The 15,549-nt window shown below is 67.7% G+C and carries 10 protein-coding genes and 1 tRNA gene; 9 read left to right on the top strand and 2 right to left on the bottom strand.

The window, feature by feature from the left end; translation table 11 throughout:
* The first annotated feature begins 441 nt into the window (after positions 1–441).
* Positions 442–1,914, top strand: coding sequence for a pectate lyase family protein (locus AC07PR_RS18300; protein WP_495136128.1), 1,473 nt, complete (start codon positions 442–444; stop codon positions 1,912–1,914).
* Positions 1,915–2,081: 167 nt separating this feature from the next.
* On the opposite strand, the gene AC07PR_RS18295 is transcribed toward AC07PR_RS18300, so the two are convergent.
* Positions 2,082–2,158: transfer RNA gene (locus AC07PR_RS18295), tRNA-Met, on the bottom strand.
* Between the two features lie 100 nt (positions 2,159–2,258).
* On the opposite strand from AC07PR_RS18295, the gene ftsY reads away from it, so the two are divergent.
* Positions 2,259–3,497, top strand: a complete 1,239-nt coding sequence (gene ftsY, locus AC07PR_RS18290) for a signal recognition particle-docking protein FtsY (RefSeq protein ID WP_495136127.1) — start codon at positions 2,259–2,261, stop codon at positions 3,495–3,497.
* A gap of 177 nt (positions 3,498–3,674) precedes the next feature.
* Here the strand turns inward: ftsY and ffh are convergent, their stop codons facing one another.
* Entirely contained in the window at positions 3,675–5,069 is a 1,395-nt protein-coding gene (ffh, locus tag AC07PR_RS18285) for a signal recognition particle protein (RefSeq protein ID WP_377160192.1), read from the bottom strand.
* 45 nt (positions 5,070–5,114) lie between these two features.
* On the opposite strand from ffh, the gene AC07PR_RS18280 reads away from it, so the two are divergent.
* The 7 genes from AC07PR_RS18280 to AC07PR_RS18250 all read left to right on the top strand — a co-directional run bounded on the left by AC07PR_RS18280 (position 5,115) and on the right by AC07PR_RS18250 (position 15,470).
* The gene (locus AC07PR_RS18280; protein WP_377160194.1) at positions 5,115–5,948 is read left to right on the top strand and encodes a cytochrome C assembly family protein; all 834 of its coding nucleotides are present in this window, start codon (positions 5,115–5,117) and stop codon (positions 5,946–5,948) included.
* A 50-nt stretch (positions 5,949–5,998) separates the two neighbouring features.
* Positions 5,999–6,313, top strand: coding sequence for a PP0621 family protein (locus AC07PR_RS18275; protein WP_495136126.1), 315 nt, complete (start codon positions 5,999–6,001; stop codon positions 6,311–6,313).
* A 14-nt stretch (positions 6,314–6,327) separates the two neighbouring features.
* Complete coding sequence (locus AC07PR_RS18270) at positions 6,328–8,076, top strand: sensor histidine kinase (protein ID WP_495136125.1); 1,749 nt, start codon at positions 6,328–6,330, stop codon at positions 8,074–8,076.
* A complete protein-coding gene (locus AC07PR_RS18265; RefSeq protein WP_483107835.1) occupies positions 8,066–9,718 on the top strand; it encodes a sigma-54-dependent transcriptional regulator in 1,653 nt (550 codons plus the stop codon). The genes AC07PR_RS18270 and AC07PR_RS18265 overlap by 11 nt, the downstream gene beginning before the upstream one ends.
* A gap of 545 nt (positions 9,719–10,263) precedes the next feature.
* Positions 10,264–13,191: a ribonucleoside-diphosphate reductase subunit alpha gene (locus AC07PR_RS18260; protein WP_495136124.1), complete on the top strand. Its 2,928-nt coding sequence runs from the start codon at positions 10,264–10,266 to the stop codon at positions 13,189–13,191.
* Positions 13,192–13,472: 281 nt separating this feature from the next.
* The gene (locus AC07PR_RS18255) at positions 13,473–14,645 is read left to right on the top strand and encodes a ribonucleotide-diphosphate reductase subunit beta (RefSeq protein WP_377160204.1); all 1,173 of its coding nucleotides are present in this window, start codon (positions 13,473–13,475) and stop codon (positions 14,643–14,645) included.
* Between the two features lie 219 nt (positions 14,646–14,864).
* Entirely contained in the window at positions 14,865–15,470 is a 606-nt protein-coding gene (locus AC07PR_RS18250) for a histone (protein ID WP_377160206.1), read from the top strand.
* Positions 15,471–15,549 lie beyond the last annotated feature (79 nt).

The following is a 15,549-nucleotide window of genomic DNA, read 5'->3' as shown; positions in this document are numbered from 1 at the left end:
AACTGGACTTTGCGCAGGCGGTTGGTCAGACGCAGCCGGGTGGTCGGGTCTTCGCAGGCTCCGGAGCCAGTGCGAGAACTCGTTCACCTGCATGACCGTATAAGACATGCGCGAAGTGTAATCGAACGATGACACTCACCAGGTCGGTGCGGCGTTTGATAGCGATCCGTAACGCCAGATCGGCAAATGTAAAACGGCTTTTCGAAAATTCGCGTTCTCGTTAGTCTGCGCCCGTTGTCGACGTGGCCGCGCCTGCGCGCTGGCGCATCGACACGTGGCCTGTGCCGACGGCCACCGTCCCCGACGCGGATCCTGCAGGTCCGTGCCGTGCGAGGCGGAGGAAACGGCGTTGGGTTCCCGAACATTTTTTGATTCACCGCTGACCGGTGAGGGCGGAGCCATGTCCGCGCCGGTCGCTTCAACGACTTTGGGAGACATTCGATGAAGAGCACCCGTAATGACGAGTCCGGCGCGCTGATCGCGCCGAAGCCGCCTACCTCTGGCGCGCTGCGCGCGCCGAGCCCGCGGCAGGGACTGATGGCGATGGCGGTCGTGGTCGGCGCCGTTGCGCCGATCGGCGCGGCGCACGCGGTCGATTGGCCGTCCGGCTATTCCAAGTGCGCGGACGAAGGCGGCACCTGCAAGGTGGGCGACACGGCGCGTCAGGTGTCCTTCGGCGTGAAGGACAAGTGGGTCATCAAGACGTTGAGCGGCAACGTGGCCTGCGCGTCGGCCACCTTCGGCGGCGCGGATCCGAATCCGGGCAAGGCGGAGAAGTGCGCGGTGGGACCGGCCGGTTCGCCCGCGCCATCGCCGTCTCCGGCACCGTCTCCCTCGCCGGCGCCTTCCCCTGCGCCTTCACCCGCGCCGTCGCCTTCTCCCGCACCGGCTCCGGCGGGTCACAGCGGCGGCTACGCGGGGCAGGTCACCGGCGGCGGCTCGGCAACGCCGATCACCGTCACGACCGCCGCGCAGATGCAAGCCGCGATCGATGCCTACAGCGGCACCGGTGGCCTGGTGATCCGCTACGCGGGGACCTTCGATTTCGGCACGATCCCCGATCCCTGCGCGCAGTGGAAGAAGGCGGCAGGCGCCGTCGTCGAGGTCAAGAACAAGAGCAACGTCACGATCGAGGGCGTCAACGGTTCGGCGGCCAACTTCGGGCTCGCGATCAAGGCCGCGGCGACCAACATCATCATCCGCAACATGACGATCGGGCTGCTGCCCGGATCCATCGATGCCATCGGCATCGAAGGCCAGAGCGGCAAGTTCCCGGGCTACGTCTGGATCGACCACAACACGCTGTTCAGCTCGACGGCCGAATGCTCCGGCGCCGGCGACCTGGAGTTCGACGGCCTCATCGACAGCAAGGCGGGTGCGCATCACATCACCTACTCGTACAACTACCTCCACGACCACCACAAGGTCGGCCTGATCGGCTCGAGCGACAGCGACGCGAGCGACCGCTACATCACCTTCCACCACAACGTGTACAGCAACGTCGGCTCGCGGCTGCCGCTGCAGCGCGGGGGCTACACGCACCTGTACAACAACCTGTACTCGGGCGTGCTGACCTCCGGCGCCAACATCCGGATGGGGGCGTATGCGCTGATCGAAGGCAATTACTTCGAGAACGCACAGAACCCGGTGACCTCGCGGGACAGCTCGTCGATCGGCTACTGGGAACTGCGCAACAACAACGTGCGCAGCCCGGCCGACTTCGCGACCTACGGGATCAAATGGGTGGCCAGTGGTTCGAGCCCGTCGCGCGACGCGACCGATTGGGTGACGACGGCGAACTTCCCGGTAGGGATCCCGTATGCGTACACGGTGCACGCGCCGGCCTGCGTGAAGCAAAAGCTGCTCACCGTGGCGGGAGCGGGGAAGAACTACGCGACCTTGAGCTGCAATTGAGTTGCCGTTGATCAGTCATTGAGTGACTGACCATGAAGGGAAGGGGCCGTCGCGACGCGATGGCCCCTTGTCGCTGATGGGTGCTGGAGACACCGATCCGGCGACCCCCAAACGGCGACCCCAAACGGAAAACCCCGCAGAACTTGCGTTCTGCGGGGTTTCGTATTTGGTGGCGCTTCAGGGATTCGAACCCCGGACCTGCGGATTATGATTCCGTCGCTCTAACCGGCTGAGCTAAAGCGCCTTGCGAAGACAGCGACTATAGCAAAGTTTTCGCAGACAATGCAAGCCCCGCCGATCACGGCATCGACAGTTCGGCGCGCGAGTCCCACTCGACCCCCTCCATGTTCAGCTTCCTCAAGAAAAAACTGGGCTTCGGCTCCGCCGAACCCACGCCGGCCCCCGCTCCCGAAGCGGCGCCTGTCGTCGATACGGCGCCCCCGCCGGCCTCGGCCTCGGCTTCGGCTTCGGCCGTTGTGCCATCGCCGGTCCCGGCCCCTGCGCCCGCAGCGCCGCAAACCCTGACCTCATCGCCAACGCCAGCGCCCGCTCCGGTCTTGGCACCGACACCCGTTGCTCTGGCTCCGGTTGCAGCGCCGACGCAGCCCAAGCTTCCACCCACCGTAGCGCCTGTTCCCGCTCCCGCACCGGCGCCTGTGACGCCGCCGGTCGTCGAGGTGGCGCCGCGCAAGAGCTGGATGGACAAGCTCCGCCAGGGACTGCGCAAGACCGGGTCCAGCATCTCCCAGGTCTTCACCGGCACGCAGATCGACGACGCGCTGTATGAAGAGCTGGAGGCCGCGTTGCTGATGGCCGACGCGGGCGTGAAGGCGACCGAGTTCCTCCTCGAGGACCTGAAGCGCCGCGTGAAAGACGCCAAGGCCACCGAGCCGGCCGCCGTGCGGCAGTTGCTCGTGGACGCGCTGACCGAGCTGCTGCAGCCGTTGCAACGTCAGCTCGTGATCGGCGAGCACTCGCCGACGGTGATGATGGTGGTCGGCGTCAACGGCGCCGGCAAGACGACCAGCATCGGCAAGCTCACGCGCCACCTGGCCGATGCCGAGGCCAACGTGCTGTTGGCCGCGGCGGACACCTTCCGCGCGGCGGCGCGCGAGCAGCTCGCCGTCTGGGCGGACCGCAACCGCGTGCAGATCGTCAGCCAGGAGGGCGGTGATCCGTCCGCGGTGACCTTCGACGCCGTGGTCGCCGGCAAGGCGCGCGGCTGTGACGTCGTCATCGCCGACACCGCCGGCCGCCTGCCGACGCAGCTCCACCTGATGGAGGAGCTCAGGAAGATCAAGCGCGTGATTGCCAAGGCCCAGGAGACGGCGCCGCACGAAGTGCTGCTGGTCGTCGACGGCAACACCGGCCAGAACGCGCTGACGCAGGTGAAGGCCTTCGACGACGCGCTCGGCCTCACCGGCCTGATCGTCACCAAGCTCGACGGCACGGCCAAGGGTGGCGTGCTTGCGGCGATCGCGCGCGAGCGTCCGATCCCGGTGTACTTCATCGGCGTCGGCGAGAAGCTCGAGGATCTGCAGACCTTCGACGCGCGCGAGTTCGCGCAAGCGCTGCTGGAGTAACGACCGAAGTCCCCGGTCGCAAAACCGTCGAAGGACGGGGATGGTTGGGGACGGTGAGTCGTGGGGTTTCGGCGCTTGCCGCCGGGGCCCCATGACTCGCCGGCCAGCGCGCCGAACCAAGCAGGCAGCAAAAGAAAAGGGCTCCGTGTTGGAGCCCTTGTCATTGGTGACTGACGGTCACATCGGGAACCCGCCGCCTCCGCCGCCCATGAGGTTCTTGAGCCCGCCCATCTTCTTCATCATCTTCATCAGCCCGCCCCCCTTCATCTTCTTCATCATCCCCTGCATCTGGTCGAACTGATTGAGCAGGCGGTTGACTTCCTGGATGTGGACGCCGGCGCCCGCGGCGATGCGGCGCTTGCGGCTGGCCTTGGACTTGCCGTCCATCAGCAGCGACGGCTGGCGGCGCTCCTTGGCGGTCATGGCGTTGAGGATGCCTTCCATGCGCTTCATGTCGCGCTCGGCCTTGTCCATGTCGGGCTGGCCGGCCTTGGCGGTCATCTGCGTGGGCAGCTTGTCCATCAAGCCGGACAGCCCCCCCATCTTCTTCATCTGCGAGATCTGCGCGAGGAAGTCGTTCAGGTCGAATCCGTCGCCGGACTTGAGCTTCTCGGCCAGCTTCTGCGCTGCCTCGACGTCGACGCCCTTCTGGACTTCCTCGACCAGCGCGACGATGTCGCCCATGCCGAGCACGCGGCCCGCGTGGCGGTCGGCGTCGAAGACCTCGAGGCCGTCGATCTTCTCGGACACGCCCGCGAACTTGATCGGCGCGCCGGTGATCTGCTTCACCGACAGCGCCGCGCCACCGCGCGAGTCACCATCCAGCTTGGTCAGCACGATGCCGGTCAGCGGCAGCGCTTCCTTGAAGGCCTTGGCGGTGTTGATCGCGTCCTGACCCTGCATCGCGTCGACGACGAACAGCGTCTCCACCGGCTTGAGCGTCGCGTGCAGGTCGCGGATCTCGGCCATCAGCGCCTCGTCGATCGCGAGCCGGCCGGCCGTGTCGACCAGCAGCACGTCGAAGAAGTGGCGCTTCGCATGATCGAGCGCCGCCAGCGCGATGTCGTGCGGCTTCTGGTCCGGCGCCGACGGGAACCATTCGGCGCCCGCCTGCTTGGTCACCGTCTTGAGCTGCTCGATCGCGGCGGGGCGGTACACGTCCGCGGAGACCGTCAGCACCTTCTTCTTGCGCTTCTCGGTCAGGTGCTTGGCGAGCTTGGCGGTCGTCGTCGTCTTGCCGGCGCCCTGCAGGCCGGCCATCAGGATGATGGCGGGCGGCTGCGCGGCGAGGTTGATGTCGGCGACGCCTTCGCCCATCGTCGCGGCCAGTTCCTTGTGGACCACCGAGACCAGCACCTGGCCCGGATTCAGCGAGGCGACCACCTCCTGGCCCAGCGCCTTCTCCTTCACGCGGGCGATGAAGTCGCGCACCACGGGCAGCGCGACGTCGGCCTCCAGCAGCGCCATGCGTACCTCGCGCAGCATGTCCTGCACGTTGGACTCGGTGATGCGGGCTTGGCCCCGCATGGTCTTGACGAGCCGGCTCAGTCGATCGGTCAGGGTGGATGCCATCGTTTCGGCGCCGCGCAAGCGGGCGCGCCTCATTACACTTTGCGGATGATTTTATCGTCCGCCTCCGCCGAGCCCAGCGGCCTGCTCCTCGCCGCCCTCAGCGCCGCCGGGGCGTTGGCCTATGCCGCCGCCGCCGTCTTCGCCCACCGGCGGCCTCGCACCTGGCGCGCGGTGCTGGTCCTGGCGTGGCTGCTGCACCTGGCCGCGCTGGTCGTGGACATCGGCGGCATCGGGGCCGAGCCGGTCAACGGCGGTCATGCCGCGCGCTTCGGGTTCGCGCCGTCGCTGTCGATGACGATCTGGCTGATGATCGGCGTCTATCTGGTCGAGAGCCGCTTCCTCCCGCTTCCGTCGGCGCAGCGGCTGCTCAGCGTGCTGGGGCTGGTCGTCATGATGGTGGCCTGGGCCTTCCCCGGCGAATACCGGCCGCAGGCGGGCTCGCCGCTGGCGCCGCTGCACTGGGCGATGGGCCTGGCGTCCTACGGCCTGTGCGGCGTCGCGGTGATGCACGCGGTGATGCTCAACCGCGCCGAGCGCCAGATGCGTTCGCAGAAGGGGCAGGGCGCGCCTGCCTTCGGCACGCCGCTGCTGCGGCTCGAACGTCTGACCTTCCAGTTCGTGGGGGCGGGTGTCGTCGTGCTGTCGATCGCCCTGCTGCTGGGCGTGGCCTTCACGCCGCAATGGCGCTGGGACCACAAGACCTTGTTCGCCGTGCTTGGCTGGATCGTGCTGACCGGGCTGCTCACCGGACGTCGCGTCTTCGGCTGGCGCGGCAGGCGCGCCACGCGGTGGCTGTACTTCGGCGCCGCGCTGCTGCTGCTGTCCTACGCCGGTTCGCGCTTCGTGCTGGAAGTCGTGCTGCAACGTCCGCCGGTCTGATCGCAGATCGCCCCCGTGTTCCTCTCCTCGATCCTCCCGACGCCCTCATCGTGATCAAGCTGCTCTTCTGGATCGTCCTGCTGGCGGTGGTCGCCTTCATGCTCGGCTTCAAGCGCGGGCGGCCGGCCTCGCGCGAGGAGCGCGGCCCGACCGCGCCTCCGCCGTCCGCACCGGCGCCCGCGCCGTCCGCGCGCGAACTCGAGTCCATGGTGAGCTGCGCCGAATGCGGCACGCACCTGCCTGCCGGCGAGGCGGTGCCGGGTCGCGGCGGCCAGTTCTGCAGCGTCGCGCATCGCGCCGCCCATGAAGCGCGTCTGGACGTGGCCGAGGCGGAGCGCGCCCGCGGCGGCGGTGCCGGGACTTGACCGCCGGAGCGCGCATGGCCACCAACGAGGCCCGCGGCGCCATCAGCGCCAGCACCATCCAGCGGCTGTACCGTGCCTTCATGGGCGCGCGCGCCGCGCTCGGCCTGGCCTTGCTGGCCACGCAATCGCTGGCCGGCCTGATGGGCGCGCGGCCGACGGGCTGGGTCGCCCTGCTGGCGCTCATCTACGGCGTGCAGACGGTGCTTGCGTGGCTGCTGCCGCGCTGGTTCGGCGGCGGCGAAGCGCCGCCCAAGGACCGCGCGGGCCTGAGCGCGCGCCAGTTCCTGGTCAGCATCGGGGCCGACCTGCTGCTGTTCACGGGACTGCAGTTGCAGGAACCCGGAGGACCCTACGGCGCGCTGTTCTTCATGCCGGCGCTGATGGCCGGGGCGCTCTTGCCGCGCCTTCGGGCGCTGGGCTGCGCCGCGCTGCCGAGCCTGGTGCTGCTGACGCTCTCCGGCTGGGCCGTGCTGAGCGATCGCGACGGCGCGTTGCGCATCAGCCAGGCGGGTCTGCTGGGCTGCGGGCTGTTCGTCGTCACGTTGCTGTCCAACGAGATCGCGTCCCGCCTGGCACGCGAGGAGCGCGCCGCGCGCGGCAGCCTCGAGTACGCCCGCCAGCAGGCCGACCTCAACCGCCTGGTCATTGAGGAGATGGAGGAGGGCGTCCTCGTCGCGGACCGCCGCGGGCTGGTGCGCACCGCCAATCCGGCGGCGCGCGCGTTGCTGGCGGAGGGCGCCGCGCTGCGCTCCGGCGCCTTCCGGCTCGACACGACGCCGGCCTGGAAGCCGCTGCTGCGAGCCATCGAGAAGGCCTTCGGCGGCGAGCACTGGCCCGAGTCCGGCCGCGACCTGCTGCTGGACTTCGGCCGCGGCAAGCAGCGCTCGTTGCGCGCGCGGATGCGTTTCACGCAGCGGCCGGTGGACGGCGACGACCTGTGCGTGCTCTTCCTCGAGGACAACCGGATGCTCGAGGCCCGCAACCGCCAGGAGAAGCTCGCCGCGATGGGGCGCGTGTCGGCGGGCATCGCGCACGAGATCCGCAATCCGCTGACCGCGATCGCACAGGCCAATGCGCTGATGGCCGAGGACCTCGCGGACGACCCGCGGCTGGAGCCGCTGACCCGCATGGTGAGCTCCAACGTGGAGCGGCTCAAGCGGCTGGTCGAGGACGTGATGGAGGTCGCGCCCGGCATCGCGCCGGTGTCGCTGACGCTGGCCGCCGCGCCGCTGGTGCGCGAGTACTGCGCCGACTGGGCCGCGACGCAACGCCTGCCCGAAGGCGACGCCAGTCCGCTGCGCATCGAGATCTGGCGTGACGGCCTGCTCATCAGCTTCGAGCCCGAGCATCTGCGTCGCGTGCTGATCAACCTGCTGGACAACGGTCTGCGCCACGCCCGGCCCGGGCCCGGCGCTCTGCGCGTGCAACTGGCCGAGTCGGACGAGTGGGTGCGACTGTCGGTGTTCAGCCGCGCGGAGGCGATCCCGCCGGAAGTCGAACGACATCTGTTCGAGCCCTTCTTCTCGACGCGCAGCCGTGGGTCGGGTCTCGGCCTGTACATTTGCCGCGAGCTGTGCGAGCGCTACGGCGCCCGCATCAGTTACCACCGCCATGCCGCGCCCACCGGCGGCCCGGCGGATGCCGAAGCCAACGAATTCCGCGTGCTGCTGCCGCGGCCGGCGACGCCGGCCGGCGTGCTGGCCTCGATCCCGTCCGCGGGGCCGGACTCCTACTTCCCTGACACCGAACTCCATGAGCGCTGATCCCCGCCTGCTGGTCGTCGACGACGAGCCCGACCTGCGCACCCTCTACGAGATGACGCTGCTGCGCGAGGGCTTCACGCTGGACAGCGCCGGCACCGTCGAGGATGCGCTGGAGCTGCTCGGTTCACGCCGCTACGACGCCGTCATCACCGACATGCGGCTGCCCGACGGCAGCGGGCTGGACATCCTGCGCTGGCTCGAGCAGCAGGGCCGCAGCGAACGCGCGCTGGTGATCACCGCCTACGGCTCGGCCGAGAACGCGGTCGAGGCGCTCAAGGCCGGCGCGTACGACTACCTGACCAAACCGGTCGACCTGCGCCAGTTCCGCATGGTGGTCGCGTCGGCGCTGGGGCGCGCGTCCAAGACCGAAGGCACGGTGCCGAGGCCCTTCTCGTCGGCCCCGCCCGCCGTGGCTGGTGGCCTGTCCGGTGGCGCCTCGCGCGGAGCCGCTGCTGCCGCCGCCGCCGACACCGATGCGGACACCGACGCGTTCGCTCCGACCGCGCCGGCCACCTTCGACGTGCTGCCCCCGGTGGATGCACCCAGGCCCGGGACGCCGGAACGGCGCAAGGCCCCGCGCCCCGCGCCGCCGCTGACTGGGTCGACCTCGGCGCTGGAGCGGCTGGTCGGCGATTCGGCACCGATGCGGCAGGTGCGAGAACTGATCGAGAAGGTGGCCCGCAGCATGGCGCCGGTGCTGATCAACGGCGAGTCCGGCACCGGCAAGGAACTGGTCGCGCGCGCGATCCACGACGTCAGCGCGCGCCGTCCGCAGCCGTTCATCGCGGTGAACTGCGGCGCGATTCCGGAGCAGTTGCTGGAGGCCGAATTCTTCGGCTATCGCAAGGGCGCATTCACCGGCGCGAGCGAGGACCGCGAGGGCTTCTTCCAGGCCGCGCAGAACGGCACGCTGTTCCTCGACGAGATCGGCGACCTGCCGATTGCGATGCAATCCAAGCTGCTGCGCGCGCTGCAGGAGCGTTCCGTGCGTCCGGTCGGCGCGGTGGCCGAGATCCCCGTCAACGTGCGTCTGCTCAGCGCCACGCACAAGGACCTGGCGGCGGAGGTGGCGGGCGGTCGCTTCCGGCAGGACTTGTATTACCGGCTCAACGTCATCCAGATCCGCGTCCCGCCGCTGCGCGAGCGCATGGAGGATCTGGCGCCCATCAGTGCGCGGATCCTGCTGCGCATCGCCGCCGACGCGGGCGTCGCGCCGGTTCCGGTGTTGACGACGGCCGCGCTGGCGACCCTGTCGCGCTACAGCTTCCCCGGCAACGTGCGTGAGCTGGAGAACCTGTTGCATCGCGCGCTGGCGCTGTCCAGCGGCGATGGCATCGATCTCGCGGATCTCGGTCTGCCCGACAGCGTGCTGGGCCCGGACGACGCGCCGGTCGATCCTGCCTTCGGCAGCATGGATCCGTCGCTGGCGGCTGTGCTGCCGGCCGAGGCCGGCGGCGGCGCACCGCTCCCGTCCGATCTCGCGGCCTACCTGGACGAAGTCGAGAAGCAGATCCTGCTGCGGGCGCTCGAGCGCCATCGCAACAACCGCACGGCGGCCGGCGCGAGCCTGGGTCTGTCGCTGCGCCAGATGCGTTACCGCATGGCGCGCCTGGCGATCTCGATCGGCGGCGACGAGTCCTGACCCCGACTGTCTTCTGCGCGCATTGCGACCATGACCCCACCGCAGGTGGCGACTCAGGGAAGGTCCTCATCGGACTTGTCCTAGCCCCCAGGGACACCCTGCGAAGTCGTCATCGAATTGCCATCGTCGCAAGCGCAGCAACCATGGGCGTTCGCAGCGCATTCGGTCCGCCAGCCCGCGTGGATCCTGGCGCTCCGGACGCGATGTGCGAATCCATCGGGCATGTGCGGGGTCAGGTCTTCCGGCTAGCCCAGCGGGTGGCGGACGTCAAGCGGGGAGGACGCTACCGCTAGTTCCTTGAAGGTCCGGAGACCACTAGATATAGTGTTTTGCATGCTATCCTGCTGACTTCGCAAACACGGCGATGAATGCTCCATCAGAAGTCTTGTCCGCAGTGCCGGCCCCCCAGCCGGAGGAGCGGAATCACCAAGCCAAGGCGCATCTTCAGCATCGCGAGCACCACCTGACCCCCTGATCGTTTGGCCCTTCGGAAAAGCCGGGCCGGGCGCAGCATTTTTTGTTTTCCAGACCAGAACGAGGATCCCATGCAGACAGTCGCCGCCACACCGACCGCTGAAACGGGCCTGGCGCAGGCTCCCCGCGAGTCCGCCGCCGCTTCGGCCAGCTTCCCGCAGCACCAGATCATCCGCCGCAACGGCGCGGTGGTGCACTTCGAGCCGAGCAAGGTGGCGGTGGCGATGATGAAGGCGTTCCTCGCGGTGCACGGCACCAGCGGCGCCGCCTCCGCGAGCGTGCGCGAGACCGTCGACGCGCTGACCGACTCCGTGACCCGCGGCCTGCTGCGCTCGCGTCCGGCCGGCGGCACCTTCCACATCGAGGACGTGCAGGACCACGTCGAGCTGGCGCTGATGCGCGGCGGTCACCATGAAGTGGCGCGCGCCTACGTGCTGTACCGCGAGCGCCGCACGCAGGAGCGTGCCCGCCAGGGTGAACAGCAGCAGGCCGCCGTGCTGGAGTCCGGCATCTCGGTGACCGAGAACGGCGTGCGCGTTCCGCTCGACCTGAACAAGCTGGCCGCGCTGATCGCGTCGAGCTGCGAGAACCTGGGCGCCGACGTCAAGCCGGACCCGATCCTGGCCGAAACGAAGCGCAACCTGTACGACGGCGTGCCGATCGACGAGGTCTACAAGGCCGCCATCCTGGCCGCCCGCACGCTGATCGAGAAGGACCCCGGCTACACGCGCGCCACCGCGCGTCTGCTGATGCACACGATCCGCCGCGAGATCCTGGGCGAGGACGCGACGCAGGCCGAGATGGCCACCAAGTACGCCGACTACTTCCCCGGCTTCATCAAGAAGGGCGTGCAGGCCGAGCTGCTCGACGAGAAGCTGCAGCAGTACGACCTGGCCAGGCTGGGCGCCGCGCTGAAGGCCGAACGCGACCTGCAGTTCGACTACCTGGGCCTGCAGACGCTGTTCGACCGCTACTTCCTGCACGTCGACGGCACCCGCATCGAACTGCCGCAGGCGTTCTTCATGCGCGTCGCGATGGGCCTGGCCCTGGGCGAGATCGACCGCGAAGCCCGCGCCATCGAGTTCTACGAAGTCCTGTCGACCTTCGACTTCATGAGCTCCACGCCGACGCTGTTCAACGCCGGCACGCGCCGCTCGCAGCTGTCGAGCTGCTACCTGACGACGGTGGCCGACGACCTGGACGGCATCTATGAAGCGCTGAAGGAAAACGCGCTGCTGTCGAAGTTCGCCGGCGGCCTGGGCAACGACTGGACGCCGGTCCGCGCGCTGGGTTCGCACATCAAGGGCACGAACGGCAAGTCGCAAGGCGTGGTCCCGTTCCTGAAGGTGGTCAACGACACGGCCGTCGCCGTGAACCAGGGCGGCAAGCGCAAGGGCGCCGTCTGCGCTTATCTGGAGACGTGGCATCTGGACATCGAGGAATTCCTCGAGCTGCGCAAGAACACCGGCGACGACCGCCGCCGCACGCACGACATGAACACGGCGAACTGGATTCCCGATCTGTTCATGAAGCGCGTCATCGAGGGCGGCGACTGGACGCTGTTCAGCCCGTCGACCTGCCCGGACCTGCACGACCTGTTCGGCAAGGCCTTCCAGACCGCCTACGAGGCGTACGAAGCCAAGGTCGACCGCGGCGAGCTCAAGCTCTACAAGCGCATGCCGGCCCGCGACCTGTGGCGCAAGATGCTGACGATGCTGTTCGAGACCGGCCATCCCTGGATCACGTTCAAGGACGCCTGCAACGTCCGCAGCCCGCAGCAGCACGTGGGCGTGGTGCACTCGTCCAACCTGTGCACCGAGATCACGCTGAACACCAACGACAACGAGATCGCGGTCTGCAACCTCGGCTCCGTCAACCTGGCGCAGCACGTCAAGGACGGCCACATCGACCAGGAGAAGCTGAAGAAGACGGTGTCGACGGCGATGCGCATGCTCGACAACGTCATCGACATCAACTACTACGCGGTCAAGAAGGCGCGCGACTCGAACCTGCGCCACCGTCCGGTGGGCCTGGGCATCATGGGCTTCCAGGACGCGCTGTACCAGCTGCGCGTGCCTTACGCCTCCGACGCCGCGGTGGAGTTCGCCGACCGTTCGATGGAAGCCGTCTGCTACCACGCGTACTGGGCCTCGACCGAGCTGGCCGCCGAACGTGGCCGCTACAGCAGCTATCGCGGTTCGCTGTGGGACCGCGGCATCCTGCCGATCGACTCGCTGGACCTGCTGGCCGAAGCCCGCGGCGGCTTCGTCGACGTGGACCGTTCGTCGACGCTGGACTGGGACGCGCTGCGCGCCAAGATCGCCCGCGACGGCATGCGCAACAGCAACTGCGTGGCGATCGCGCCGACGGCGACGATCTCCAACATCATCGGCGTCGACGCATCGATCGAGCCCTGCTTCGGCAACCTGTCGGTGAAGTCCAACCTGTCGGGCGAGTTCACCGTGGTGAACGAGCACCTGGTCCGCGACCTCAAGAAGCTGGGCCTGTGGGACGACGTGATGGTCATGGACCTCAAGCACTTCGACGGTTCGCTGCGCCGCATCGACCGCGTGCCTGAAGAGCTCAAGCAGCTCTACGCGACCGCGTTCGAAGTCGACACCGTGTGGCTGGTGGAAGCCGCCGCGCGCCGTCAGAAGTGGATCGACCAGGCGCAGAGCCTGAACATCTACATGGCCGGCGCGTCGGGCAAGCGCCTGGACGACACCTACAAGCTGGCGTGGCAGCGCGGTCTGAAGACCACCTACTACCTCCGCACGATGGGTGCGACGCACGCCGAGAAGAGCACGGTGCAGAACGCCGGTCAGCTCAACTCGGTGAGCAGCGGCGGCAGCGGCGTGAGCGCCGCGCCGGTCGCGGCGGCACCGATCGTCGTCGCTCCGATCGCTGCATCGGCGGCGCCGGAACTGGGGAATGCGACGCCGGCCACCGACGTCACGTTCTGCGCGATCGACGACCCCGGTTGCGAGGCCTGCCAGTAATCGAAACAGGAGGTGTCGGCGTCATGCGCCGGCACCTCCGACGCTCGCGATGCGAGTGTTCATCGATGTTTGCGGCGATCGACGGTTTTTTCCGCGACGCTTGCCGACGATCGATGAACGCTTGATACGACGCCCCGCCGCGCTCATCAGAAGGCGCGCAGCACACGGTCCCACGCCACCAATGCGATGCGGACCAGCAACAGCGAAGCGGCGTCAAAGTCAAGAAGTCCTTTGTGTTTGAACACAACACTCCGATAATCCGCGACCATAGGAAGACCACCATGCTGGTTTGGGAAGAAGACCGTAAATCCTCGAGCAACGCGCCGCAGTCGGGCGCATCGATCCACGCAGCGACGCCCGCCGTCGCGCGTGATGCCGCCACCGCCGCGGCTGGCTCGGTGTCCTCTTCTGAATCGACGACCAGCACCGCGAGCGAGCGCCGCGTGAACGTCGCCGACAAGCGCATCATCAACGGCCAGACCGACGTCAATCAGCTGGTGCCGTTCAAGTACAAGTGGGCGTGGGAGAAGTACCTCGCCACCTGCGCGAACCATTGGATGCCGCAGGAAGTGAACATGTCGCGCGACATCGCGTTGTGGAAGGACCCGAACGGTCTGACCGACGACGAGCGCCGCCTGATCAAGCGCAATCTGGGCTTCTTCGTCACCGCCGATTCGCTGGCCGCCAACAACATCGTGCTGGGCACCTACCGCCACATCACGGCGCCCGAGGCTCGCCAGTTCCTGCTGCGCCAGGCCTTCGAGGAAGCGATCCACACGCACGCGTACCAGTACATCGTCGAGTCGCTGGGCCTGGACGAGAGCGAGATCTTCAACGCCTATCACGAGGTGAAGTCGATCCGCGACAAGGACGAATTCCTGATCCCGTTCATCGACGCGATCATGGATCCCAACTTCGTCACCGGCACGCCGGAGAACGACCAGACGCTGCTGAAGTCGCTGATCGTCTTCGCCTGCCTGATGGAAGGCCTGTTCTTCTACGTCGGCTTCACGCAGATCCTGGCGCTGGGTCGCCAGAACAAGATGACCGGCGCGGCCGAGCAGTACCAGTACATCCTGCGCGACGAGTCGATGCACTGCAACTTCGGCATCGACCTGATCAACCAGATCAAGCTCGAGAACCCGCACCTGTGGACGCCTGAATTCCGCGCGGAGATCAAGGCGCTGTTCCAGAAGGCCGTGGAGCTCGAGTACCGCTACGCCGAGGACACCATGCCGCGCGGCGTGCTGGGTCTGAACGCGGCCATGTTCAAGGGCTACCTGCGCTACATCGCGAATCGCCGTGCGACGCAGATCGGCCTGGAGCCGCTTTTCCCGAACGAGGAAAACCCGTTCCCGTGGATGAGCGAAATGATTGACCTGAAGAAGGAACGCAACTTCTTCGAGACGAGAGTGATCGAATACCAATCGGGCGGCGCCCTGTCCTGGGACTGAGTTCCAGGCGGAGCGACCTCCGAGCATTGTTTATTGAAGAAGAGATCAAGCTTGGCGATGCACTTTGAGACCGACGCAGAAGCGGCTCGAGCGCATCGCACCCCGATTCACCGCACCGCGGATCGCAACTCCCGCGAGTCGTGGGCGGTGAATACCTGCACCGGCATCAACCGGTTGATGACGGGCAGGGCTATTTCCACTTGATCAAGGAGAACTGAAATGGCAACTGCGAAGAAGGCCGCTCCGGCCAAGAAGTCGGCTCCGGCCAAGAAGGCCGCCGTGAAGAAGGCTCCGGCCGCGAAGAAGGCCGCTCCGGCCAAGAAGGCTCCGGCCGCCAAGAAGGCCGCTCCGGCCAAGAAGGCTGCGCCGGCGAAGAAGGTCGCTGCGGCGAAGAAGGCTGCTCCGGCAAAGAAGGCCGCTCCGGCGAAGAAGGCTGCTGCCGCGAAGAAGGCGGCTCCGGCGAAGAAGGTTGCAGCGAAGAAGGCTGCACCGGCGAAGAAGGTTGCTGCCGCCAAGAAGGCTGCACCGGCCAAGAAGGTCGCCGCCGCCAAGAAGCCCCCGATCAAGGCCAAGGCTGCGAAGCCCGCCGCGAAGAAGGCTGCTGCTCCGGCGAAGAAGGCCGCTGCTCCGAAGAAGGCTGCTCCGAAGGCCGCCGCCAAGCCTGCTGCGAAGCCGGCCGCCAAGAAGGCTGCTGCTCCGAAGAAGGCTGCCGCCAAGCCTGCCGCTGCCCCTGCCGCGAAGCCTGCCGCTGCTCCGGCGCCTGCCGCGAAGACCGCGCTGAGCCCGCAAGCCGCGTGGCCCTTCCCGACCGGCAACAAGCCCTGAGCTTGAACGATGACCGGGCCTTCGGGTCCGGTCCTCTCCCGAAACCCGGCTCACGCCGGGTTTTTTCTTTTGGGCTCCC

The organism is Roseateles sp. GW821-FHT09H11 (genome assembly GCF_059415845.1).
Note: the sequence above shows the minus strand (reverse complement) of the source record. Positions and strands in the feature narration are given on the sequence as shown.